This is a genomic window from Azoarcus sp. PA01, assembly GCA_001274695.2.
Taxonomy (GTDB): domain Bacteria; phylum Pseudomonadota; class Gammaproteobacteria; order Burkholderiales; family Rhodocyclaceae; genus Aromatoleum.
The window spans coordinates 2,348,026-2,371,300 of record LARU01000002.1 but is presented as its reverse complement, the minus strand read 5'-3'; the positions used below and the strand labels follow the sequence as shown (position 1 = coordinate 2,371,300).

The window sequence follows — 23,275 nt, the reverse complement described above, 5'->3', positions numbered from 1 at the left end:
CGGCCGCGTCCCGGAAAGGGCCGCGGCCGTTTTTTTTGCTGCCGACAGGCGACGAAGCTCAGTTCGGATAGAGCACTTCGACCGCGTCCGTCGGCAACCACTGGCGCAGGCCGTCGAGCAGCGCGTCGTCGAGACGTACGCGCCAGCCTTCGCCGAAAGGCAGGTCCGCTTCGGCCACCTCGTTGCGGTAACGCAGCCGGACCGGGCAGCCTCCTTCGCGGAACGGCGCCAGCAGGCTTTGCAGACGGTCGGCCGCAGCGCTCGCGCCCCCGCCGCCTTCACTTCCCCGTTGACCGTCAGCTGCAGCGCCCGGGCAAACCGCGAGCGCGCTTCGCCGAGCGTCATGAGCTTGTCGGCGACGATGCGCAGCCCGCCGGTAAAGTCGTCGTTGCTCACCTTGCCTTCGACGACCAGCACTTCGTCAGTGACGATCTTGCTGCGTTGCGAATCGAACAGTTCCGAGAACACCGACACTTCGCGTACATAGCTGCCGTCATCGAGCACGACGAAAGCCATCTTGCCGCGGCCGGTCATCTTCGTGCGCACGTCCATGACGACGCCGGCGAGCATCAGCAGATCCCGCGAAGGTTCGAGTTCGGCGAGCGGCCGGCGGACAAAGCGGCGCACCTCTTTGCGGAAACTGTTGAACGGATGGCCGGAGAGGAAGAAGCCGATCGCGAGCTTCTCTTCCTTGAGCCGCTCGCGTTCGGTCCACGGGCGCACGCGAACGTACTCCGGGGCTGCGCCGGCCGCTTCCGGGATCAGGTCGAAAAGCCCGCCTTGCAGCGCATTCGCCGCCGCCTGCTCGGCCGCCTCCATCGCGAGACTCACGGTGGCGAGCAGCCGCGCGCGGTCGGCGCTGCCGCTCGGTTCGATGAGGTCGAACGCGCCGGCGCGGATCAGCGCTTCGATGACGCGACGGTTGACCGCGCGCCGATCGACGCGCATGCAGAAATCGAACAGGTCGCGGAACGGTCCGCCGGCGTCCCGCGCCGCGAGGATCGCGCGAACCGCCGGCTCCCCGGCTCCTTTCACTGCACCGAGGCCATAGCGGATGGTATCGCGGTCGGTCGGCACGAAGCGGAAGTCGGAAGCGTTGACGTCCGGCGGCAGGATCGTCACGCCGTTCGCGACGGCGTCCTCGAAGAAGATCCTGATCGTGTCGGTGTTGTCGAGATCGGCCGACATCGTTGCGGCCATGAACGCTGCGCAGTGGTGCGCCTTCAACCACGCGGTGTGGTATGTGACGACCGCGTAGGCAGCCGTGTGCGACTTGTTGAAGCCGTACTCCGCGAACTTCGTCATCAGGTCGAAGAGCTGCTCGGCCAACGCCGGGTCGTAGCCTTTCTGCTTCGCGCCGGCGGCGATCGTCTCGCGGTGGAGCGCCATTTCCTCGGCTTTCTTCTTGCCCATCGCACGGCGCAGCATGTCGGCGCCACCGAGCGTGTAGCCGCCGATGATCTGCGAGATCTGCATCACCTGTTCCTGATACACGATCACGCCGTACGTCGGCTCGAGGCAGGGCTTCAGATCCGGATGGAAGTAGTCGATCTCCTGCTGGCCTTTCTTGCGCAGGATGAAGTCGTCGACCATCCCCGAGCCGAGCGGCCCCGGGCGGTACAGTGCGAGCACCGCGATGATGTCCTCGAAGCGGTCCGGGGCAAGCTTTTTCAGCAGCTTCTTCATGCCCTCCGATTCCACCTGGAAGATCGCGGTGGTGTTCGCGTCCTTGAGGATCTGGTACGCGGCCGGGTCGGTGAAGGGCAGCGCGGCGAGGTCGGGCTTCTCGCCGGTGAGGCGCTCGACGTACTCGACGGCGAGCTCGATGATCGTCAGGTTGCGCAGGCCGAGAAAGTCGAACTTCACCAGGCCGACCGCCTCGACGTCGTCCTTGTCGAACTGCGACACCGGCGTCGCATCGTCGCCGTCGGCGATGTACAGCGGGCAGAAATCGGTGAGCCTGCCCGGCGCGATCAGCACGCCCCCGGCGTGCATGCCGACGTTGCGCGAGAGGCCTTCGAGCGGTTCGGCGAGGCTCCACAGCTCCTGCACCGACTCGCCGTCGTTGCCATCCTTCATCATCTCGCCGATCTGCGCCTCCATGTCGTACGCTTTGGCGAGCGAGACGGGCTTCGCGCCTTCGATCGGAATCAGCTTCGACAGGCGATCGCACAGCCCGTACGGCAGGTCGAGCACGCGACCGACGTCGCGCACGACCGCTTTCGACGCCATCGTGCCGAAGGTCGCGATCTGGCTGACCGCTTCCTTGCCGTAGCGGCTGCGCACGTACTCGATGACGCGGTAGCGGTTGTCCTGGCAGAAGTCGATGTCGAAGTCGGGCATCGACACCCGTTCCGGGTTCAGGAAGCGCTCGAACAGCAGCGCGTACGCGAGCGGATCGAGGTCGGTGATGCGCAGGCTGTACGCGACCAGCGAACCGGCGCCGGAACCGCGTCCCGGTCCGACCGGCACGCCGTTTTCCTTCGCCCAGTTGATGAAGTCCGCAACGATCAGGAAGTAACCGGGAAAACCCATCTGGATGATCGTGTCGGTCTCGAACTTGAGCCGGTCCTCGTAAGTCCGGCGCTGACGCTCGCGCTCCGCCTCATCCGGGTAGAGCTCCGCGAGTCGCACTTCGAGGCCGCATTTCGCTTCGGCAACGAGGAAATCGTCGAGCGTCATGCCTTCCGGCGTCGGAAACTGCGGCAGGAAATTCTTGCCGAGCTGCACCGTCAGCGAACATCGCCGGGCGATCTCGACCGAATTTTCGAGCGCCTCCGGGATGTCGGCGAACAGCGCGCACATCTCGTCCTGGCTCTTGAAATACTGCTCCTCGGTGAAGTCGCGCGGCCGGCGCTTGTCGGCAAGCACATAGCCCTGCGCGATGCACACGCGCGCCTCGTGCGCCTTGAAGTCCTCGCGCTTGAGGAACTGCACCGGGTGCGTCGCGACGACCGGCAGCCCGAGTTTGCCCGCAAGCTGCACGGCCTGGCGGATGTAGGCTTCGGTACCGGGATGGCCGGCGCGCTGCAGCTCGATGTAGAACGCATCGGGAAACAGCTGCGCCCACTCGGCTGCAAGGCGCTCGGCGACGTCGGGGTTGCCGTTCACCAGCGCCTGGCCGATGTCTCCGCTCATCGCGCCCGACAGGCACAGCAGATCCGATGCAGCGCCATCGGCGAACCACTGCCGGTGCATCTCGGCGCGGCTGCGGTACTTGTTGTCGAGATAGGCGCGCGTCAGCAATTCGCACAACTGCCCGTAACCCTTGCGATTCTTGCAGATCAGCAGGGCGCGGAAAGGTTTGTCGCGGTCCGCGTCGTTGGTGATCCAGACATCGACGCCGATGACCGGCTTCATGCCCTTGCCACGCGCGCCTTTGTAGAACTTGACCATGCCGAAGAGGTTGGCCAGGTCGGAAATGCCGAGAGCGGGCATCGCATCGGCGGCGGCGCGGGCGATCACCTGATCGATCTGGACGATACCGTCGGAGATCGAATATTCGGAGTGCAGCCGCAGATGGATGAAACAGGGTTCGTAGGGGGCAGTCATGGGCGCAATTTTACCCGATGCCCTGCCCCCTCACCTGATCGCTCAACGCTGCTGCGCGGCTTCCCGGGCCCGTGCCAGCGACTCCTTGCGCGCGTCATCGGCCTCGACAATCGCCTGCTGCTGCGCGTGTGGCAACGGCGCGCCGAGCTCAGCTTCGAGCGCGGAGATGAGTCGTGAAGCCGTCGAGGTGATGCGCCGCTCGTCGGGCATCGCCCTGCGCACCTGTGCTGGAGTCGCGCCGGTGATGCGCACGACTTCGCTGACGAAGTGGTCCTCGATCCGGCGGCTGCTCGCGGCGAGGAACGCGGTCGCGGCCGGGCTCATCGCGCTCTGGCCCTGCGGTTGCGGGAGCGCCTGCGGCACGAGCGGCGCAGCGGGAAAGACCAGGATCAGGCACAGCGCCAGCCGGCGCGCCGGCGATGCACCTTCGCGGCGCACACTCATGGCAGCAGGATCGACGAACCGGTGGTGCGGCGGGCCTCGAGCTCGCGGTGCGCCTGCGCGGCGTCCTTCAGCGCAAAACGCTGGTTGACCTCGATCCGCACTTTGCCCGAGACGACGAATTCAAAGAGATCGGCCGCCATCGCCAGCAAGTCCGCGCGCTGCGCCGAATAAGTGAATAGGGTCGGGCGCGTGATGAACAGCGACCCCATTTTCGCGAGCAGGCCGAGATCGAACGGCGGCACCGGCCCCGAAGCGGCCCCGAACAGCACCATCGTGCCGAGCGGCCGCAGGCAGCCCAGCGACTCCATGAAAGTATCCTTGCCGATCGAGTCGTAGACCACCGGCAATCCTTCGCCGCCGTTGATCTCCCTGACCCGCTCGGCGAAGTTCTCGCGCGTATAGACGATCGGATGGTCGCAGCCGTGCGCGCGGGCGAGTTCAGCTTTCTCGTCCGACCCGACAGTGCCGATGACGGTTGCGCCGAGCGCCTTCGCCCACTGGCACACGATCAGGCCGACGCCGCCCGCGGCAGCGTGGATCAGGATCGTGTCACCCGGCTGCACGCGATAAGTGCGACGCAGCAGATACTGCGCAGTCAGCCCCTGCAGCATCATCGCCGCACCCTGCTCGAACGAGACCGGATCGGGAAGCTTCACGAGCCGATCGGCGGGCAGGTTGCGCAGTTCCGCATACGCGCCGAGCGGCCCTCCCGCATAGGCCACCCGATCGCCCGGCGCGAGATCGTCCACCCCCTCGCCGACCGCCTCGACGACTCCGGCAGCCTCGAGACCGATGCCCGATGGCAACGGCGCCGGATACAGCCCGGTGCGATGGTAGGTGTCGATGTAGTTGAGCCCTACGGCATGCTGTCGCACGCGCGCCTCGCCTTGTGCAGGCGGCGGAACGTCGACCGCCTCCCACTGCAAGACTTCGGGACCGCCGGTTTGGTGGAAGCGAATCGCATGCGACATGCCGGTCTCCTTGAGTTCAATGCGGCTGGCGCAGCGCAGGAGGGCAGCGCCCTCGCCTATGCGTCAGCGCTGGATCGAGAAACCGATTCTAAACTGCGTTCCGCGTGACCGGTTGTAATCGAGCAACGTCTCGCCATAACCGTTGAACACCTGGAAATGCAGGTAGGACGCCGTGTCCGACAGGATTGCGCGCGATAGCGGATATGACAGATCGAGCTGCGAACTGCCCCCGTCGGTCGAGTGGCGCAGGCGCAGCTGAGCGAGAAAGCCGTCGTCCCGGCCGAAACGCACGCCCAGCTCGCCATAGCCGCGATAGCGGTGGATGTCCGGGTTTTCATCGCGATCGAGGTAAGCCCAGAGCTTCGGCGTGATACCGACATACGATTGCCGCTCGCCGAGGCGATGACGCCAGTCGAGCGACGCGAACAGCGTGTCGATGCTGCGCGAATTGTGCCGGTCGCGTGCGTTCGATTCATGCTCGTAGCCGGTGCGGACGGTGACGCCGTGCTGGCGCTGCGGGTCGGACGCGAGCCGCCACTCGTAGAACAGCGACGGCCGGTAGCTCGTATCGCGGAACGGCTTCGACTCCGAGCGCAGATCCCACACGGACGTCTGCGTGTAACCGAAATGCAGGCCGCGCAACGGCGGCAGCAGCTCGACGACGGGGCCTTCGGGCTCGAAGATGCGGTACTTGAAACTGAGCTGGACACGCGCCGAGCGCCCGGCGCCGCCGCCGACGAGGAAATACATCGGCTCGTTGACCGACAGCGCGGGGGCCGGCGGAAGGGTCGCCGCAGGCAGGACCGGCTCCTGTGCCGCCTTCGCCACGTCGGCGCCCGGCGGCGCGGCAGCTTCCTGAGCGATCAGCAGCAGCCGCGACGAGCTCCGGTCGGCGAGCTCCACGACCGCGGGTCCGGTGAGCTGCTCCGGCCAGCTCAGCACGTAATCGCGCCGGAACGCAGCGCTCTCGCCCGCCCCTGCGGCGAGGAGTTCCACGGCGACACGCTGTTCCCCGACTTCGATGACCGCTTCGAGACGATCCGGCAGCGGCAACTCGTCGGAAGCGTCGCGAACGATCGAAATGTTCAGCGGCTGCCCGGCGACGATGCGCGTGGCGAAGGCCGCCAGCAGCCATTCGGCTTGGACCGCAGGCGCGCCAAGAAGCATCGCGGCGGCGACCGCGAGCACGGGAATTCGCATCCGGGAGCTCCTGTAGGGCTGACCGACGCCGCTCTTAGCGGCGGAAGATCCAGAGGATAAGGCTGATCACGATCGAGACGATCAGCCCCGTCGTCAGCGGAAAATAGAAGCCGAAGCCTTCACGTTCGATGTGGAAGTCGCCGGGAAGCCGGCCGAACGGCAGGCGTGCCAGCCACGGCCACAACAGGCCGGCAGCGACCAGGATCAAGCCGAGGACGATCAGCAGGCGTTGCATGAACGGGACGACGGTCGTTGCGGGCGCCGGCTCCTCAACGGAACCGGCGTCCGGACAGGACCTTACTCCTGCGCGGCGGCAAACTGCCGCTGCTCGAAAGCGTCGACCACCGAAACAGCAGTGATGTTCACGAGCCGGCGCACGGTCGCCGACGGCGTCAGGATATGCACCGGCAGCGCCGCACCAAGCAGCATCGGACCAACCGACACCCCGTCGCCGTTCGCGATCTTCATCAGGTTGAACGAGATGTTCGCCGCGTCGAGGTTCGGCATCACGACGAGGTTGGCTTCCCCGGCGAGCGTCGACTCCGGGTTCGATTTGTTGCGGATATCGGGCGACAGCGCTGAATCGCCGTGCATCTCGCCATCGCATTCCAGATCCGGAGCGATGCGGCGGAGAATCTCCGACGCTTCGCGCATCTTGCGCGCGGAGGTCGAACGCGAGCTGCCGAAGTTCGAGTGCGACAGCAGCGCGACGCGCGGCTCGATGCCGAAACGGCGCAGCTCTTCGGCAGCCATCCGGGCGATTTCAGCAACTTCCTCGGCGCTCGGATTCTCGTTCACATACGGATCGGTGATCGCGAGCATGCGCTTGGGCAGCAGCAGCAGACTCATCGCCGCGAACAGCTTCGAGCCCTTCTTCAAGCCGATGACGTCCTCGACCGTCTTGAAGTGGTAATCGTAGGAGCCGAACGTGCCGCACACCAGCGCGTCGGCATCACCGCGCCGCAGCACCATGCAGCCGATCAGCGTCGTGTCGCGGCGCATCTTCGCTTTCGCGAGTTCGGGCGTCACGCCGTCGCGGCACCTCATGTGATGGTATTCCTGCCACAGCTCGCGGTAGCGCGGGTCGGACTCGGGATTGATGATGTCGAAGTCGCGCCCGGGCACGAGGTTCAGGCCGATCTTCTGGATGCGCATCTCGATCACGCTCGGCCTGCCGATCAGGATCGGCCGCGCGAGTTCCTCGTCGATGACGACGCGCGCGGCATGCAGCACGCGCTCGTCCTCGCCTTCGGCGTACAGCACGCGCTTGAATTCGGCCGGAATCCGCTTCGCCGCGGAGAACACCGGCTTCATGACGATGCCCGACTGATAAACGAAATCCGACAGACTGGCCGCGTACGCCGCGAGATCCTCGATCGGCCTCGTCGCGACGCCCGATTCCATCGCCGCCTTCGCGACGGCGGGCGCGATCTTGACGATCAGACGCGGATCGAACGGGCTGGGAATGATGTAGTCCGGGCCGAAATGCAGGTCGGCGTTGCCATACGCGGCGGCGACGATGTCGCTCTGCTCGGCGCGCGCGAGTTCGGCGATCGCCTTCACGCACGCGAGCTTCATCTCCTCAGTGATCTTCGTCGCACCGGCGTCGAGCGCGCCGCGGAAGATGAACGGGAAGCACAGCACGTTGTTGACCTGGTTCGGATAATCGGACCGGCCGGTCGCGATGATGCAGTCCGGACGCGCTTCCTTCGCCACTTCGGGCAGGATTTCCGGGTTCGGGTTCGCGAGCGCGAAAATCAGCGGCTTGTCCGCCATGCGTTTGATCATCTCGGGCTTCAGCACGCCGGCGGTCGACAGGCCGAGGAACACGTCGGCGCCCTCGATGACTTCGCCCAGCGTCGTCGCGTCGGTGCGCTGCGCGTAGCGAGCCTTGTTCGGCTCCATGTTCTCGTCACGGCCGACGCGGATCACGCCTTTGGAGTCGCAGACGAACACGTTCTCGCGCTTCACTCCGAGCCCGACCATCAGGTCGAGGCACGCGATCGCCGCGGCGCCCGCGCCCGAGCACACCAGCTTCACGTCGCCGATGTCCTTGCCGACGATCTTGAGACCGTTGATCAGCCCGGCCGACGAAATGATCGCGGTGCCGTGCTGGTCGTCATGGAAGACCGGAATGTTCATCCGCTCGCGCAGCTTCTGCTCGATGTAGAAACACTCGGGCGCCTTGATGTCCTCGAGGTTGACGCCGCCGAGCGTCGGCTCGAGGGAGGCGATGATCTCGATGAGCTTGTCCGGGTCCCGTTCGGCGAGCTCGATGTCGAACACGTCGATGTTCGCGAATTTCTTGAACAGGCAGCCCTTGCCTTCCATGACCGGTTTCGACGCGAGCGGGCCGATGTTGCCCAGACCGAGCACCGCAGTGCCGTTCGTGACGACGGCGACGAGATTGCCGCGCGACGTCAGCTCGCGCGCCTGTCCCGGGTCCGCGACGATCGCGTCGCACGCCGCAGCGACGCCCGGCGAATAGGCGAGCGCGAGGTCGCGCTGGTTCGTCAGGCTCTTGGTGGGAACAACCGAAATTTTCCCGTGGGTCGGCGAACGATGATAATCCAGTGCCGCGGTGATGAAATCCTGATCCATTGCGCTCCCTCTCGTGCTAAGTGGGTTGTCTTTGTTTATGAACGTGCGGGAAAAGCTCTGCGCTCGCACCGGCGCCTCGCCAACCAATGAGGAATGTCCGCAGCGATGTGGCTTGTTCTGATCGAATGGCCGGCATTGAACCGGGCATCGCAGCGGATCGGGCTCGGCGGCCCGCATGACGGCCGCTTCATGCGACCGCCGCTGACGCCAGCTTTGACGAGGCGAAAGTTTAGCGCAGCCGTCCAGCCTTGGGCAGAGGGATGTCAGGGTAAGCCGGCATGGCGGCGCGCGCGATCTTCTGGCTTGCGGTCCCGGCAGAGCGTCGGCGCACATCGGCACGTGGCCGTGGACATTTTTTGGCACAATCGCGTGGCAGCCCAACCAGGAAAGCCAAGATGCGACGCGTGGTGTTCAATCAGAAAGGCGGAGTCGGCAAGTCGACCATTACCTGCAACCTCGCGGCGATCAGCGCCCACCGGGGCCGGCGTACCCTGGTCGTCGACCTCGACCCGCAGGGCAACTCGACCCAGTATCTGCTCGGCCGCTCCGGCGGGGAGGTCGACACGACGCTGGCGGATTTCTTCGACCAGACACTCAACTTCAAGCTGAACCCGAAGAAGACGACCGGGTTCGTCGTCCCGAGCCCATTCGAGGGGCTCGACGTGATGCCTTCGCACCCGGGACTCGAAGACCTGCAGGGCAAGCTCGAGTCGCGCTACAAGATCTACAAGCTGCGCGACGCACTCGAGGAGCTGTCCGGGCGCTACGACTGCATCTACATCGACACGCCGCCGGCGCTCAATTTCTATACCCGCTCGGCGCTGATCGCCGCCCACGGCTGCCTGATCCCGTTCGACTGCGACGAGTTTTCCCGCCGCGCGCTGTACTCGCTGCTGGAAAACGTCCAGGAAATCCGCAGCGACCACAATCGCGAGCTGCAGGTCGAAGGGATCGTCGTCAACCAGTTCCAGGCCCGCGCCGCACTGCCGCAGAAAGTCGTGCAGGAACTGATCGACGAAGGCCTGCCGGTGCTGACGCCCTATTTGTCCGCCTCCGTGAAAATCAAGGAATCCCACGAGCAAGCGCGGCCGATGATCCATCTCGACGCGAAACACAAGCTCGCGCAGGAGTACGTCGCGCTGCACGACTCGCTCGCGCGCAAATACGGCGCGTGACGACGGGCGCCTTTCCCCGCCCGCGCGCGGCGGAAGTCAGGCGGGCGTGAGCTTCGCGACCGCGAGCATCAGCCATTTCACTCCGGCGGCGCCGAAGTTGATCTGGAGCCGGGCGTCCGAGCCGCTGCCTTCGGCGGCGACGATCACGCCCTGGCCGAACTTCGCATGGGTGACCAGCTGACCGACACGTAAACCGCCGAGATCACGGCTGCGCGAAACCGGTTGTTCCGCCGCCTTCGCCCCGCCGCTCCCGCGCGACGGCTGATAGTAGCCGCCGAACCCGCTGCGCACCGCACTGGTGCGTGGATTCGTCGGTGACAGCCACTTCGTGACTTCCTCCGGAATTTCCTCGAGAAAGCGCGAACGCAGGTTGTAGCGCGTCTGCCCGTGCAGCATGCGGCTCTGCGCGAAGGACAGGTAAAGCCGCTGACGGGCGCGCGTCACCGCGACGTACATCAGCCGCCGCTCCTCCTCCAGCCCTTCCGTCTCGAGGATGCTGTTCTCGTGCGGAAACAGCCCTTCCTCGAGGCCCGACAGGAAAACCGCGTCGAATTCCAGCCCTTTCGATGAATGCACCGTCATCAACTGCACCGCGTCGCTGCCAGCATCGGCCTGGTGCTCGCCGGCCTCGAGCGACGCGTGCGCGAGAAAATCCGCGAGCAGCGCATGGGCCATGTCCTGCGCATCGGCCTGCACGCCGGCTTCGGCGACGAAGTTCGCCGCCGCATTGATCAGTTCGTCGAGGTTTTCGAGCCGCTCCTGGCCTTCCTTCTCGTTGCGGAAGTGATTGCGCAAGCCCGACGCATCGAGCACATGGTCGACGAGCTCGGGCAGCGGCAGCTTCGCGGTGTCGCGCCTCAGGTCTTCGACCATGCGCACGAACTGGGCCAGCACGCTCCCCGGCTTCCCCGCCAGATGCGGCACGGCCGCGTACAGGCTGCTGTTCCACGCGCGCGCCGCGTCCTGCAGTGCCTCGATCGAACGGGCGCCGATGCCGCGCGTCGGGAAATTGACGACGCGGCTGAACGCGGTGTCGTCGTCCGGATTGGCGATCAGGCGCAGGTACGCGAGCGCATGCTTGATTTCCTGGCGCTCGAAAAAACGCAGGCCGCCGTAGACACGGTACGAGATGCCGCTGGAAAAGAGCTGGTGTTCCAGGACGCGCGACTGCGCGTTCGAGCGATACAGCAGCGCAATGGCCGAACGGCTCATGCCGTCGCGCACCAGCGACTGGATTTCGTCGACGATCCAGCGCGCTTCGTCGAGGTCGCCGCAGGCCTCGAACACGCGGATCGGCTCGCCGGCGCCGCGTTCGGTCCACAGATTCTTGCCCAGGCGGCCGGCGTTGTGACGGATGATCGCGTTCGCGGCATCGAGGATGTTGCCGTGCGAACGGTAATTCTGCTCGAGGCGGATGACGTTGGCGACGTGAAACTCGCGCTCGAAATCGCGCATGTTGCCGACGTCGGCGCCGCGAAAACGATAGATCGACTGGTCGTCGTCGCCGACGCAGAACAGCTTCGCCGCGCCGTCACGCCCGGCGTCGGCTAGCAGCTTCAGCCAGCGGTACTGAAGGCGGTTCGTGTCCTGGAATTCGTCCACCAGGATGTGGCGGAAACGCTGCTGGTAATGCTTGCGGATCGGTTCGTTGCGCTCCAGCAGCTCGTAAGTGCGTAGCAGCAGCTCGGCAAAATCCACGATCGACTCGCGCTGGCACTGCGACTCGTACTCGATGTACAGCTCGACGCGGCGGCGGGTGTAGTCGTCCCACGCTTCGACCGCGTGCGGCCGCAGCCCGGCTTCCTTCTGGCCGTTGATGAAATGCTGCAGTTCACGCGGCGGGAATTTTTCGTCGTCGACGTTCAGCGCCTTCAGGAGCCGCTTAATCGCGGCGAGCTGGTCGCCCGAATCGAGAATCTGGAACAGCTGGGGCAGGCCGGCGTCGCGGTGGTGGGCGCGCAACAGGCGGTTGCACAGTCCGTGAAACGTGCCGATCCACATGCCGCGCGCCGACCGGTTGAAACTGAGCGGCAGCATCGCGGACAGGCGTGCGAGCAGTTCCTTTGCCGCCTTGTTCGTGAAAGTGACGGCCAGGACCCCTTGCGGATCGACCTGCCCGGTCTGCACGAGCCACGCGATGCGCGTCGTCAGCACGCGGGTCTTGCCGGAACCGGCACCGGCCAGGATCAGCGCGTGTTGCGGCGGCAAGGTAACGGCCTGGAGTTGTTCGGGATTGAGGTTGGCGAGCAGGTCGGACATTCGGTTTTCTCTTGGGGCACAGCGAATTTTAACCGGGACGCGCGGGAAACTTCGGCCTCGCTCGAAACCGCGGTCGTGACGACGTAAAAAAAGGGCACTGTTGCATCGGCACAACAGCGACGTTGATTTGCCCCGGACGATCCTTTAGCTTGGAATTGTGCGACGCAACATCCGTTTGCGCTTCATCAAGGAATTACCCTCTTCAGAGGTGCAGAATTCGGCAAATTTTATATGTTGCACCGCATTAACAGCGCCTCGAACGGTGGACTTACGAGGTCTGCCCCGGCGCACAAGCCGACAAGGCCGACGAGCTCACAGGAGAACGAATCATGAAGACACCCAAGCTTTTGCCCTGGCATGCTCGCAAAGCGGGCATCTCGATCGAACGGGCCACGATCCTGTGGCATGAAGCGGTGCGCGAAGCCACCGCGGCGACCGGATGGGTCGGCAATGCCGAGTACTGGGGCGAGGCGATGAATGCTTTCCTGCGCCTGCTCGAAGAAGAAAAGGCGCACTTCTGCGCGCCGCGCGTCACCCCGTTCGTGCGCAGCCAGAATCGTCTGTGGCGTCTGCCGCTGACCGCGATGGAAGACGTCGTATCGGCAGTCTCGGCCCACTGGCAACGTTATTCGACCCTCGCCCGCAAAGCTGCGTAAGCACTCGGATCCGGTCCGGGCGCTCCTGCCCCCGCAGTGCCGGGCGCGGCGGCGCGTCCCGCCCGCGCGGTCGAAGGGCGGAGGGGATTCGGGTTTCCGTTTCGTGCCGGATTTCCCGCAATCGGCCGGCAACCCGGGCAGCGCTGGCTTCGCGATATACTCGCGTGTTTTCCACGCACCCACGCCCGCCCCCGATGCAGGACAAATACACTCCCGCCGCAGTCGAAGCCGCCGCCCAGCAGCACTGGGAAGGCACCCAGGCATTCAAAGTCGCCGAGGACGCCGGCAAGCCCAAGTATTACTGTCTGAGCATGTTCCCGTACCCGTCGGGAAAGCTGCACATGGGCCACGTGCGCAACTACACGATCGGCGACGTGCTCGCGCGCTACCATCGCATGCGCGGCTTCAACGTGCTGCAGCCGATGGGCTGGGACGCGTTCGGCATGCCGGCGGAAAACGCCGCGATCCAGAACAACGTGCCGCCGGCGAAGTGGACCTACGCGAACATCGACTACATGAAGACGCAGTTGAAGCGTCTCGGTTTCGCGATCGACTGGTCGCGCGAACTCGCCACCTGCAAGCCGGATTACTACCGCTGGGAACAGTGGCTGTTCACCCGCCTGTACCAGAAAGGACTGATCTACAAGAAGCTCGGCACGGTGAACTGGGACCCCGTCGACGAGACGGTGCTCGCGAACGAGCAGGTCATCGACGGCCGCGGCTGGCGCAGCGGCGCGCTGATCGAGAAGCGTGAAATCCCGATGTACTACATGAAGATCACCGCCTACGCGGATGAGCTTCTCGAAGCGCTCGACGCCCTGCCCGGCTGGCCGGAGCAGGTCAAGCTGATGCAGAAGAACTGGATCGGCCGCTCCGAAGGCGTCGAAGTGCATTTCCCGTATGAGGTGGCGACGATCGGGGCGTCCGGCGTGCTGAAGGTGTTCACGACGCGCGCCGACACGCTGCTGGGCGCGACCTACGTCGCCGTCGCCGCCGAACATCCGCTCGCGCTCCAGGCCGCGGCGAACGATCCGGAACTCGCGGCCTTCATCGACGAATGCCGGCACGGCGGCGTCGCCGAGGCCGATCTGGCGACGATGGAAAAAAAGGGCATGTCGACGGGCCTGCGCGTCGTGCACCCGCTCACCGGCGAGCATCTGCCGGTGTGGATCGCGAACTACGTGCTGATGGGCTATGGCGAAGGCGCGGTGATGGCGGTGCCAGCGCACGACGAGCGCGATTTCGCGTTCGCGACGAAATACCGGCTGCCGATCCGGATGGTCGTGAGGTCGACGCGCGATGCCTACACCGACACGGTCGCGCCGTGGCAGGACGCGTATGCCGAGCAGGGCCGGCTCGTCAATTCCGGCAAATACGACGGTCTGCATTTCCACGATGCCATCGATGCGATCGCCGCCGACCTCGCCGCGAAAGGCCTCGGCGCCAAGCGCACGCAGTACCGCCTGCGCGACTGGGGCATCTCGCGCCAGCGCTATTGGGGCTGCCCGATCCCGATGATCCACTGCGCCGATTGCGGCGACGTGCCGGTGCCGGACGAGCAACTGCCGGTCGTGCTGCCCGAAGACGTCGCGGTGACCGGTCGCGGTTCGCCGCTCGCCAAAATGCCCGAGTTCCACGAATGCGATTGTCCGAAGTGCGGCAAGCCGGCGAAGCGCGAAACCGACACGATGGACACGTTCGTCGAATCGTCCTGGTACTTCCTGCGCTACGCGTCGGCCGACAACGGGCAGGCGATGGTCGACGAGCGCGTCAATTACTGGGCGCCGGTCGACCAGTACATCGGCGGCATCGAGCATGCGATCCTGCACCTGCTGTATTCGCGCTTTTTCACGCGCGCGATGCGCGACGAAGGTCTCGTCAATGTGTCCGAACCTTTCACGAACCTGCTGACCCAGGGCATGGTCGTCGCCGAAACCTATTACCGCGACGCCGACGGCGGCAAGAAGCAGTGGATCAATCCGGCCGACGTCGAAGTCGAACGTGACGAGAAAGGCCGCATCGTCGCCGCGAAACTCACCGCCGACGGCGCGCCGGTCGTCATCGGCGGCATCGAGAAAATGGCGAAATCGAAGAACAATGGCGTCGACCCGCAGGCGCTCGTCGATCAGTACGGCGCGGACACGGCGCGCCTGTTCATCATCTTCGCCGCACCGCCCGATCAGCAGCTCGAATGGTCGGACTCCGGCGTCGAAGGGGCATACCGCTTCCTGCGTCGCGTATGGAGCTTCGGCCACGGTTTCGTCAGCGAACTCCGTCCCCGATTGCCGGCGGATCGCCCGCTCGACGCTGCCCGGCTGCCGGAAGCGCTCGCCGCAGTGCGCCGCGAGATCCACCTCTGCCTGAAGCAGGCGAACTACGACTTCGGCAAGCACCAGTTCAATACGGTCGTCTCGGCCGCGATGAAGATCCTCAACGCGCTCGAAAAAGCGCCGCGTGACGTCACGGCGGCCCACGCGCAGGTCGCGGAGGAAGGACTCGATATCCTGCTGCGCCTGCTCGCGCCGATCACGCCGCACGTCGCGCACGCGCTGTGGCAGGACTGCGGCTTTGCCGGCGACCTGCTGCACGCGAGCTGGCCCGAACCTTCCGAAGACGCGCTCAGGCAGGACGAGATCGACCTCGTGCTGCAGGTCAATGGCAAGCTGCGCGGCAGCCTGCGGGTCGCCGCCGGCGCAAGCAATTCCGTCATCGAAGCGCTCGCGCTCGGCTCGGAGGCGGCGCAGAAATTCATGGAAGGCAAGCCGCCGCGCAAAGTCGTCGTCGTGCCCGGCCGCCTCGTCAACATCGTCGTCTGAGCGATGGCGATGAAATCCTCTCCCGCGCGCCGTCGCCTGCTCCTGGGGTTCGGCACGCTGGCGGCGGCTGGACTGCTCGGCGGCTGCGGGTTCAAGTTGCGCGGCCCGCAGCCGCTCGCGTTTTCCAGCATTTACCTCGGCGTCAGCAGGCAGTCGGACCTCGGGGCGGCGCTGCGTCGGCGCATCGTCGCGAACGGCAACACCACGGTCACGGACGACCCGGCAAAAGCCGACGTCAGGCTCGAAATCCTGCGCGATCAGGCCGAGCGCGAGATCCTCACGCTCACCGGAGGCGGCAAGGTGCGCGAGTACCAGCTCGAGCGCCTCATGAGTTTCCGGCTCGTCGACCGCAACGGCAACGAATGGATCGCGCCGACGACGATTTCGGCGCGGCGCGAATACAACTTCGACGACGCCCAGGTGCTCGCCAAGGAACAGGAAGAAGCTCTGCTGTTCCGCGACATGCAGCTCGACCTCATCGACCAGTTGATGCGCCGCCTGGCCGCCGCGAAGCCGTGAACCTGCGCCCCGAGCAGCTTTCCGCACATCTGGCAAAGCCGCTCGCCCCACTCTACCTGCTGCATGGCAACGAACCGTTGCTGGTGCTCGAATCCGCTGACCTCGTACGCGCGGCAGCGCGCCGGCAAGGTTTCGACGAGCGCGAAACGCTGGTCGTCGGACAGGGTTTCCGGTGGGAAAGCCTCAGCGCCGCTGCAGGAAATCTGTCGCTGTTCGGTGGTTCGAAGCTGATCGACCTGCGCATTCCCGGCGGGAAACCCGGACGCGACGGCGGCGACGCGCTTCAGCGTTATGCGCGCGGCCTCGCCGACGGGATCGTGACGCTGATCACGCTGCCCGAGATCGACTGGGCGACGCGCAAGACGGCGTGGTTCACCGCGTTGACGCAAACGGGCGTGACGGTCGAACTCAACGCCCCGGAGCGCGAACGCCTGGGAGAATGGATCGCCGCCCGGCTGGCGCTGCAAAAGCAGACGGCAAGCCCGGAAGCGCTCGCGTTCATCGCCGACCACGTCGAAGGCAATCTGCTCGCTGCGCACCAGGAAATCCTCAAGCTCGGTTTGCTCCACGCGGAAGGAAACCTCAGCCTCGAGGATGTCCAGAATGCGGTGTTGAACGTCGCGCGCTACGACATTGCCAAGCTGCGCGACGCGCTCGTCGAAGGCGATCCGGTGCGGTGCACACGTCTCCTCGAAGGCCTGCAGGGCGAAGGCGCGGCACCGCCGCTGGTGCTGTGGGCACTCGCGCACGAAATCAGGATGCTGGCCACGCTAGCGGCAGGAAAAGCTGCCGGCCAGCCTCTTGCCGCGCTGTTCAAGGCCGAACGAATCTTCGACGAACGGCGCAAGCACGCGTTAAGCAGCGCGCTTGCGCGGGTTCGGACCGGCACGCTTCGCGCGGCGCTGCTGCACGCGGCGAAGATCGACCGCATCATCAAGGGACTCGCTCCGGGCAACGTGTGGGACGAGTTCCTGCAATTGGCACTGCGGCTCGCACGGCGCTGACCGGTCAGGTCGCCTCAGTGCGGACGTGCGCACTGGCAGGCGCCGGCCGATCGATGCTTTAATCTTCTTTTGCACGGCAACATCGAGAATCCGATGGACATCCACGACTACATGCAGACTCTGGGTCGCGACGCACGCGCCGCCTCGCGCGTGCTCGCGGCCGCTTCGACCGCCGACAAGAACGCCGCGCTCATCGCGATGGCCGCGGCGATTCGGCAACAGGCGGAGGCGCTGCTCGCGGCGAACGCGCGCGACCTCGACGAGGCGCGCGCCGCCGGACTCGAAGCGGCGCTGATCGATCGCCTCACCCTGACCTCGAAGGGCGTCGAGGCGATGGCCGAAGGGCTCGAACAGGTCGCAGGACTGCCCGACCCGGTCGGCGAGATCACCGATGTCAAGCGCCGCCCGTCCGGCATTCAGGTCGGCAAGATGCGCGTGCCGCTCGGGGTCATCGGCATCATCTACGAAGCGCGCCCCAACGTGACCGCCGACGCCGCGGCGCTGTGCCTCAAGTCCGGCAACGCCGCGATCCTGCGCGGCGGCAGGGAAGCGCTGCATTGCAACCAGGCGATCGCGCAGTGCGTCAGGACAGGACTCTCCGCTGCCGGGTTGCCGGAAACTTCGGTGCAGGTCGTCGAGATCACCGACCGTGCCGCGGTCGGCCACCTCATCACGATGCCCGAGTTCGTCGATGTCATCGTTCCGCGCGGCGGCAAAGGCCTGATCGAACGCATTTCGAAAGAAGCGCGGGTGCCGGTCATCAAGCACCTTGACGGCAACTGCCACGTCTATATCGACCGCGATGCCGATGTGGCGAAAGTCGTGCCGATCGTCGAAAACGCCAAGACGCAGCGCTACGGCACCTGCAACACGGCGGAATCATTGCTCGTCGCCCGCGAGGTCGCGCCGCGCCTGCTGCCGGAAATCGGCCGGATGCTCGCGGCGAAAGGCGTCGAGATGCGCGGGTGCGAACAATCGCTGGCGATCCTGCGCGCAGACGGCATCGCTGCGGACAAGTTGCGCGCCGCGAGCGAGCAGGACTGGTCGGAGGAATATCTCGCACCCGTCATTGCGGTGAAAGTGGTTGCCGACCTCGACGACGCGATCGCGCATATCAACACCTACAGTTCGGGCCATACCGAAGCGATCGTCACCGAAAACTACACCAGCGCGATGCGCTTCCTGCGCGAGGTGGACTCGTCCTCGGTCATGGTGAATGCTTCGACGCGCTTCGCCGACGGCTTCGAATACGGCCTCGGGGCGGAAATCGGCATCTCGACGGACAAGATTCACGCCCGCGGCCCGGTCGGACTCGACGGGCTGACGAGCCAGAAATGGATCGTCTTCGGCAACGGGGAAGTCCGCGGCTAAAAAGGCTACGTGCCGCGCCTCGCCTTCTGCGCCCGCGTCCCGAAAGGCTGCCGCACGCGACCGCTCGTCGCGCACGTCGTCGCGCGGTCGCGGGCGAGGTCCCGACAACCGGAAGCCTGCGGTGGCCGCGCGGGTCCTGAATCTCTCTCGACACTGCATCGCGGACCATGAACCTCACTCCGACCGCTTCATCCGGCGACCCGTTCGCCGCAATCCTCGCCGTGCCGTTCGGCGCATTCGGCATCCGGACTGCGGGAAACGTCATTCACGAGCTCGTCTTCCTTCCCCCGGGCACGCCCGCAATGCCTCCTGATTGCGCGCTCGCCGAGCGCGCGGCCGGGCAGATCCACGCCTGGCTGGAAGACCCGGACCACCCTTTCGACCTGCCCCTGGCGACGCGTGGCACGTTGTTTCAGCAGCGGGTATGGGACGCGATCGCGGCGATTCCGCGCGGCGAGACGCGGCAGTACGCACATCTTTCGAAGGCGCTCGCCAGCGCCGCCCGGGCGGTCGGCCAGGCGTGCCGGGCAAACCCGTTTCCCCTCGTGATTCCCTGCCATCGTGTCGTATCGGCAGCAGGCATCGGTGGATTTGCCGGCGCATCGGGAGGCTACCTGATCGACGCCAAGCGCTGGCTTCTCGCGTTCGAGGCAACCCGGTGAGCAGAACCGAACATCACGCACCGGAAACGCCGGCCACCCGTTTTCTTAAACAGCATCGCGTGGCCTATACGACGCATCTCTACACCTACGAACCTCATGGCGGAACGAAAGTGTCGGCCCGGGAACTGGGTGTCGACGAACATGCGGTCGTCAAGACGCTGGTAATGGAAGACGACAGCGGCGCGCCGTTGGTCGTATTGATGCATGGCGACCGGAAAGTAGCGACGAAGGAACTCGCACGGCAAGCCGGCCGCAAACGCATCGAGCCCTGCACTCCGGAAGTCGCGAATCGTCATTCGGGTTATCTCGTCGGCGGCACTTCTCCTTTCGGGATGCGAAAACGCCTGCCGGTGTTCATGGAAAACTCGATCGTCGATCTTCCGCTCGTCTATATCAACGGCGGTCGGCGGGGATTCCTGCTCGGAATATCTCCGCAGGAAATACTGCGAGTATTGCAGCCCCGGCTCGTCAGCGCCGGAATCTAGGTCGCATTCGTCCGCAACGTTTTAATTCTCCGGATTTACTGGCAAAATAATCGGCAATAATCGCGAGCATGCGGTTTGGCATTTCATCCCCGATTCATTGCCTTCATAACTAACCACCCTCGATATCTGGAGAGATCATGGACTTGGCCACTTTGTCGCTGACCGAATTGCGCCGCCTGCAGTCGAAGGTAGAAACGGAAATCCGCCGGCGCAGCGATAACACGCGCCGCGAACTGATCAAGAAAATGCAGAAGATGGCGGCGGACGAAGGCCTGTCGCTCACCGACCTTATCGGAAGCGCTCCGGCGAGCGAGGACAAGCGCAGCCCCGGCAAGCGGAAAGCGAAACCCGCAGCGAAGAAAAACAGCCCGATTCCGGCGAAGTACCGCCACCCGGAAAATCCGTCGGTCGGCTGGAGCGGGCGCGGCAGAAAACCGCAATGGGTCGTGGATTGGCTTGCCCAGGAAAAGCCCCTCGTGGAACTCGAGATCGCTGCCGAAAAATAACCCGTCGTGGCGCCTCTTTAACGGGCGCGCCACGATCACCTTTCAGATTGCAGTGGCCGGGAGCGAGACTCCTTCGCGTCCCCGCTGGATATACACGCCGACACGACGCACGCCTTTCTTCACGCCGATCTTCGCGATGCGGATCTTGACCCACGGCGCGCCGAATTCGTCGAATAGCAGCTTCACGACGAACTCTCCGAGCGTCTCGATCAGATTGAAATGGCGCTCGGCCAATTCCTTCCGGATTCGTTCGATCACGTCCGCGTAGTTGATCGTCCCCGCGATGTCGTCATTTTCGGCCGCGGAATCCGGCACGCCGAAAGTCAGATTCAGCTCGACCGGCTGGGGGACGGCCTTTTCACGGGGATAGATGCCTACCCACGCCTGCACGCGCAGCTCCTCGATGAAGATGAAATCCATGCTGTTTCCCGATTAGAATTCCGGCAATTCTAGGTGAAAAAATGAATTTCCTCCTGTTATTGCTCGCCGCGTACGCACTCGGCTCGACCCCGTTCGCCATCGTTTCGAGCCGCCTGTTCGGACTTGCGGACCCTCGCCGCTACGGCTCCGGCAACCCCGGTGCAACCAATGTCCTGCGCAGCGGCAACAAGGCTGCGGCCCTGCTGACGCTGGTCGGCGACTGCGCGAAGGGGTGGCTCGCCGTATGGGCGGCGGCGAAGCTGGGTTTTCCGCCAGTCGAAGCAGCGCTGGCCGGGTTGGCGGCGTTTCTCGGCCATGTCTTCAGCGTGTTCCTGCGCTTCCGCGGCGGCAAGGGCGTGGCGACCGCACTCGGCGTGCTAGCCGGGATCAATGCTTGGGTCGCGCTCAGCGCGCTCCTCGTGTGGCTCGCGGTCGCGGTCCTGACCCGCTATTCGTCCGCAGCGGCGCTCGCCGCTGCAGCGATCACGCCGATTTCGGGCGCCGTTCTGCTGGGCACCACCCCGACGGTCGCCGTGCTCGCGCTGATCGCCGGCCTCCTGGTGTGGCGCCACGCCCCGAACATACGAAAACTGATGAACGGGTCCGAAAGCAAGATCGGCGCAAGCAAGAGTTGATCCCCGGTGGTCGCACTGCAATGCCCCCCCGCGCACCGACGCCTGTCAGAGCCGCCTTTTGCTCACGTCCGAACGGGTGAATGCAGCTCGGCCAGAGGCCAGCGAGGAAACACTCGCACTGCCGGGATTTCGCCCCCGCGCTGCCCCGCAGCGACGCGCAGCGCGCCGGCGAACGCGATCATCGCGCCGTTATCGGTGCACAGTTCGGGTTCCGGGTAATACACTCGCCAACCCTTGCGCCGCATCGCGGCATCGAGTCGCTCGCGCAGATGGCGATTGGCCCCCACTCCGCCCGCCACGACGAGCCGGGCCAAGCCGGTCTGCTCGAGCGCACGCAGCGCCTTCGCGCACAGCACGTCGGCCACCGCCGCCTGGAAATCCGCCGCCAGGTCGGCGACATCCTCGGCCCGCCACGTCGGCGCCGACACGACGTTGAGGACCGCGGTCTTGAGTCCGCTGAAGCTGAAATCGAGATCGCCCGAACGCAGCATCGGACGCGGCAGGCGAAAACGGCCCGTCTGCCCACGCTCGGCCAACGCGGCCAGTTGCGGCCCGCCCGGGTAGCCGAGCCCGAGGAGCTTCGCCGTCTTGTCGAACGCCTCTCCGGCCGCATCGTCCACCGATTCTCCGAGCAGGGCATATTCCCCCACGCCCGACACCCGCATCAACTGGGTATGGCCGCCGGACACGAGCAACGCGACAAACGGAAACGCCGGCGGATCGGCGGCGAGCAACGGGGACAGCAGGTGCCCCTCGAGATGATGAATGGGCAAAACCGGCACAGCGAGCGCCACTCCGAGCGACTCGGCGAAGCTCGCGCCGACGAGCAGCGCCCCGGCAAGCCCCGGCCCTGCCGTGTAAGCGACCGCATCGAGTTGCGACAGCTCGCAGCCGGCCGCCTCCAGCGTCTGCTTCACGAGCAGCGGCAGGCGGCGGATATGATCGCGCGACGCGAGCTCCGGCACGACACCACCATACGCGGCATGCAGCGCGACCTGGGTATGGACGCAATGCCCGAGCAAACCGGCCACAGTGTCGAAGATCGCCACACCCGTTTCGTCGCACGAAGTCTCGATTCCCAGTATTTTCATCACCCCACCATTTGGACGGCACGTTCGCACAGGCGCCTATTCTAACGGCCCGTCTGGTGTGCCCGGTCGAAGTTTGTGCTTGGCTTGGCGTCTGCCAGTCGTTATAATCCGCGTTTTTCCGCCTACAAGACACACAAGGACGTTCGCAATGCCGGGTATTCGCGTCAAGGAAAACGAGCCGTTTGAAGTCGCCATTCGCCGCTTCAAGCGCACCATCGAAAAAACCGGTTTGCTGACTGAGCTTCGCGCCCGCGAGTTCTACGAAAAGCCTACCGCGGAACGCAAGCGCAAGTCGGCCGCCGCGGTCAAGCGCAACCACAAGCGCCTGCGCAGCCAGACTCTGCCGCCGAAGCTGTACTGATCCGTCACCGGTTCAGCCGGCCGACACCACGCCGGGCACGAATCATAGGGTTCGTGCCCGGCGTGGCTTTTGCATTTTCGAACTGGAGTACATCATGTCTCTCAAGGAACGCATCCAGGACGACATGAAGGCGGCGCTGCGTGCGAAGGATAGCGCACGCCTGTCCGCAGTCCGCCTGCTGCTCGCGGCGGTCAAGCAGCGCGAGATCGACGAGCGGGTCGAACTCGACGATGCTGCGATCACCGCGACGGTTGAAAAACTGGTCAAGCAACGGCGCGACGCAGCCACCCAGTACGAAGGCGCCAATCGGCCGGAACTGGCTGCCGCCGAACGCTTCGAGATCGCGGTGTTGTCGGCCTATCTCCCCGAGCCGCTGTCCGACGCCGAACTCGAAGAGGCGATTGCCGCCGCCGTCGGCGAAGCCGGCGCCACCGGTCCCGCTGACATGGGACGCGTCATGGCGCTGCTGAAGCCACGCCTGGCGGGCCGTGCCGACATGACTGAAGCGTCGCGCCGGGTGCGCGCGAGGCTGGCGAGCTGATTGGCT

Annotated in this window: 20 protein-coding genes and 1 pseudogene; 12 read left to right on the top strand and 9 right to left on the bottom strand. The window is 65.2% G+C overall.

From position 1 onward, the window contains the following. Positions 1-58: 58 nt before the first annotated feature. The 6 genes and pseudogenes from dnaE to PA01_11940 form a co-directional block, all read right to left on the bottom strand. Positions 59-3,552: pseudogene (gene dnaE / locus PA01_11965) on the bottom strand (DNA polymerase III subunit alpha). Positions 3,553-3,594: 42 nt separating this feature from the next. Beyond that, positions 3,595-3,996, bottom strand: coding sequence for a hypothetical protein (locus tag PA01_11960; protein KON82484.2), 402 nt, complete (start codon positions 3,994-3,996; stop codon positions 3,595-3,597). Beyond that, positions 3,993-4,967: a quinone oxidoreductase gene (locus PA01_11955; protein ID KON82204.1), complete on the bottom strand. Its 975-nt coding sequence runs from the start codon at positions 4,965-4,967 to the stop codon at positions 3,993-3,995. Before PA01_11955 ends, PA01_11960 begins: the two co-directional genes overlap by 4 nt. Positions 4,968-5,030: 63 nt before the next feature. Then, positions 5,031-6,167 (bottom strand): phospholipase A, encoded by a 1,137-nt coding sequence (locus PA01_11950; protein KON82203.1) that lies wholly within the window; start codon positions 6,165-6,167, stop codon positions 5,031-5,033. Positions 6,168-6,201: 34 nt separating this feature from the next. Beyond that, entirely contained in the window at positions 6,202-6,402 is a 201-nt protein-coding gene (locus PA01_11945; GenBank protein ID KON82202.1) for a DUF2905 domain-containing protein, read from the bottom strand. A gap of 62 nt (positions 6,403-6,464) precedes the next feature. Next, complete coding sequence (locus tag PA01_11940; protein KON82201.1) at positions 6,465-8,768, bottom strand: NADP-dependent malic enzyme; 2,304 nt, start codon at positions 8,766-8,768, stop codon at positions 6,465-6,467. Between the two features lie 395 nt (positions 8,769-9,163). Here PA01_11940 and PA01_11935 point away from each other — a divergent pair, with 395 nt between their 5' ends. Continuing rightward, on the top strand, positions 9,164-9,943 hold the full coding sequence (locus PA01_11935) for a ParA family protein (GenBank protein ID KON82200.1): 780 nt from the start codon (positions 9,164-9,166) through the stop codon (positions 9,941-9,943). Between the two features lie 36 nt (positions 9,944-9,979). On the opposite strand, the gene PA01_11930 is transcribed toward PA01_11935, so the two are convergent. Continuing rightward, positions 9,980-12,202 carry a UvrD-helicase domain-containing protein gene (locus PA01_11930; protein ID KON82199.1) on the bottom strand — a complete coding sequence of 741 codons (2,223 nt, stop codon included), beginning with the start codon at positions 12,200-12,202 and terminating at the stop codon, positions 9,980-9,982. Between the two features lie 329 nt (positions 12,203-12,531). On the opposite strand from PA01_11930, the gene PA01_11925 reads away from it, so the two are divergent. The 8 genes from PA01_11925 to PA01_11890 all read left to right on the top strand — a co-directional run bounded on the left by PA01_11925 (position 12,532) and on the right by PA01_11890 (position 20,221). Then, positions 12,532-12,858 (top strand): hypothetical protein, encoded by a 327-nt coding sequence (locus PA01_11925; GenBank protein KON82198.1) that lies wholly within the window; start codon positions 12,532-12,534, stop codon positions 12,856-12,858. A gap of 194 nt (positions 12,859-13,052) precedes the next feature. Then, positions 13,053-15,674, top strand: coding sequence for a leucine--tRNA ligase (gene leuS, locus PA01_11920; GenBank protein ID KON82197.1), 2,622 nt, complete (start codon positions 13,053-13,055; stop codon positions 15,672-15,674). Positions 15,675-15,683: 9 nt separating this feature from the next. Further along, positions 15,684-16,193, top strand: coding sequence for an LPS assembly lipoprotein LptE (gene lptE / locus PA01_11915; protein KON82483.1), 510 nt, complete (start codon positions 15,684-15,686; stop codon positions 16,191-16,193). Next, complete coding sequence (gene holA / locus PA01_11910) at positions 16,190-17,197, top strand: DNA polymerase III subunit delta (protein KON82196.1); 1,008 nt, start codon at positions 16,190-16,192, stop codon at positions 17,195-17,197. The genes lptE and holA overlap by 4 nt, the downstream gene beginning before the upstream one ends. A 93-nt stretch (positions 17,198-17,290) precedes the next feature. After that, positions 17,291-18,568 (top strand): glutamate-5-semialdehyde dehydrogenase, encoded by a 1,278-nt coding sequence (locus PA01_11905; protein ID KON82482.1) that lies wholly within the window; start codon positions 17,291-17,293, stop codon positions 18,566-18,568. A gap of 167 nt (positions 18,569-18,735) precedes the next feature. Beyond that, positions 18,736-19,230 (top strand): methylated-DNA--[protein]-cysteine S-methyltransferase, encoded by a 495-nt coding sequence (locus tag PA01_11900; protein ID KON82195.1) that lies wholly within the window; start codon positions 18,736-18,738, stop codon positions 19,228-19,230. Next, positions 19,227-19,715, top strand: a complete 489-nt coding sequence (gene ybaK / locus PA01_11895; GenBank protein KON82194.1) for a Cys-tRNA(Pro) deacylase — start codon at positions 19,227-19,229, stop codon at positions 19,713-19,715. The genes PA01_11900 and ybaK overlap by 4 nt, the downstream gene beginning before the upstream one ends. Positions 19,716-19,852: 137 nt before the next feature. After that, complete coding sequence (locus PA01_11890; protein ID KON82193.1) at positions 19,853-20,221, top strand: H-NS histone family protein; 369 nt, start codon at positions 19,853-19,855, stop codon at positions 20,219-20,221. 42 nt (positions 20,222-20,263) lie between these two features. On the opposite strand, the gene PA01_11885 is transcribed toward PA01_11890, so the two are convergent. Next, positions 20,264-20,641 (bottom strand): dihydroneopterin aldolase, encoded by a 378-nt coding sequence (locus tag PA01_11885; protein ID KON82192.1) that lies wholly within the window; start codon positions 20,639-20,641, stop codon positions 20,264-20,266. 41 nt (positions 20,642-20,682) lie between these two features. Between PA01_11885 and plsY the strand changes: the two genes are divergently transcribed. Next, a complete protein-coding gene (gene plsY / locus PA01_11880) occupies positions 20,683-21,276 on the top strand; it encodes a glycerol-3-phosphate 1-O-acyltransferase PlsY (protein ID KON82191.1) in 594 nt (197 codons plus the stop codon). 62 nt (positions 21,277-21,338) lie between these two features. Here the strand turns inward: plsY and tsaD are convergent, their stop codons facing one another. Then, on the bottom strand, positions 21,339-22,367 hold the full coding sequence (tsaD, locus tag PA01_11875; protein KON82190.1) for a tRNA (adenosine(37)-N6)-threonylcarbamoyltransferase complex transferase subunit TsaD: 1,029 nt from the start codon (positions 22,365-22,367) through the stop codon (positions 21,339-21,341). A 148-nt stretch (positions 22,368-22,515) separates the two neighbouring features. On the opposite strand from tsaD, the gene rpsU reads away from it, so the two are divergent. Together rpsU and PA01_11865 are read left to right on the top strand one after the other, a co-directional pair. Next, a complete protein-coding gene (gene rpsU, locus PA01_11870) occupies positions 22,516-22,728 on the top strand; it encodes a 30S ribosomal protein S21 (protein ID KON82189.1) in 213 nt (70 codons plus the stop codon). A gap of 94 nt (positions 22,729-22,822) precedes the next feature. Continuing rightward, positions 22,823-23,269, top strand: coding sequence for a GatB/YqeY domain-containing protein (locus PA01_11865; GenBank protein ID KON82188.1), 447 nt, complete (start codon positions 22,823-22,825; stop codon positions 23,267-23,269). Positions 23,270-23,275: the final 6 nt, after the last annotated feature.

Excerpts from the sequence above, each read along its gene's own strand:
- PA01_11960 (KON82484.2), bottom strand. The coding sequence starts at position 3,996 with ATGAGTGTGCGCCGCGAAGGTGCATCGCCGGCGCGCCGGCTGGCGCTG.
- PA01_11955 (KON82204.1), bottom strand. The coding sequence starts at position 4,967 with ATGTCGCATGCGATTCGCTTCCACCAAACCGGCGGTCCCGAAGTCTTG.
- PA01_11950 (KON82203.1), bottom strand. The coding sequence starts at position 6,167 with ATGCGAATTCCCGTGCTCGCGGTCGCCGCCGCGATGCTTCTTGGCGCG.
- PA01_11945 (KON82202.1), bottom strand. The coding sequence starts at position 6,402 with ATGCAACGCCTGCTGATCGTCCTCGGCTTGATCCTGGTCGCTGCCGGC.
- PA01_11940 (KON82201.1), bottom strand. The coding sequence starts at position 8,768 with ATGGATCAGGATTTCATCACCGCGGCACTGGATTATCATCGTTCGCCG.
- PA01_11935 (KON82200.1), top strand. The coding sequence starts at position 9,164 with ATGCGACGCGTGGTGTTCAATCAGAAAGGCGGAGTCGGCAAGTCGACC.
- PA01_11930 (KON82199.1), bottom strand. The coding sequence starts at position 12,202 with ATGTCCGACCTGCTCGCCAACCTCAATCCCGAACAACTCCAGGCCGTT.
- PA01_11925 (KON82198.1), top strand. The coding sequence starts at position 12,532 with ATGAAGACACCCAAGCTTTTGCCCTGGCATGCTCGCAAAGCGGGCATC.
- leuS (KON82197.1), top strand. The coding sequence starts at position 13,053 with ATGCAGGACAAATACACTCCCGCCGCAGTCGAAGCCGCCGCCCAGCAG.
- lptE (KON82483.1), top strand. The coding sequence starts at position 15,684 with ATGAAATCCTCTCCCGCGCGCCGTCGCCTGCTCCTGGGGTTCGGCACG.
- PA01_11905 (KON82482.1), top strand. The coding sequence starts at position 17,291 with ATGGACATCCACGACTACATGCAGACTCTGGGTCGCGACGCACGCGCC.
- PA01_11900 (KON82195.1), top strand. The coding sequence starts at position 18,736 with ATGAACCTCACTCCGACCGCTTCATCCGGCGACCCGTTCGCCGCAATC.
- PA01_11890 (KON82193.1), top strand. The coding sequence starts at position 19,853 with ATGGACTTGGCCACTTTGTCGCTGACCGAATTGCGCCGCCTGCAGTCG.
- PA01_11885 (KON82192.1), bottom strand. The coding sequence starts at position 20,641 with ATGGATTTCATCTTCATCGAGGAGCTGCGCGTGCAGGCGTGGGTAGGC.
- plsY (KON82191.1), top strand. The coding sequence starts at position 20,683 with ATGAATTTCCTCCTGTTATTGCTCGCCGCGTACGCACTCGGCTCGACC.
- tsaD (KON82190.1), bottom strand. The coding sequence starts at position 22,367 with ATGAAAATACTGGGAATCGAGACTTCGTGCGACGAAACGGGTGTGGCG.
- rpsU (KON82189.1), top strand. The coding sequence starts at position 22,516 with ATGCCGGGTATTCGCGTCAAGGAAAACGAGCCGTTTGAAGTCGCCATT.
- PA01_11865 (KON82188.1), top strand. The coding sequence starts at position 22,823 with ATGTCTCTCAAGGAACGCATCCAGGACGACATGAAGGCGGCGCTGCGT.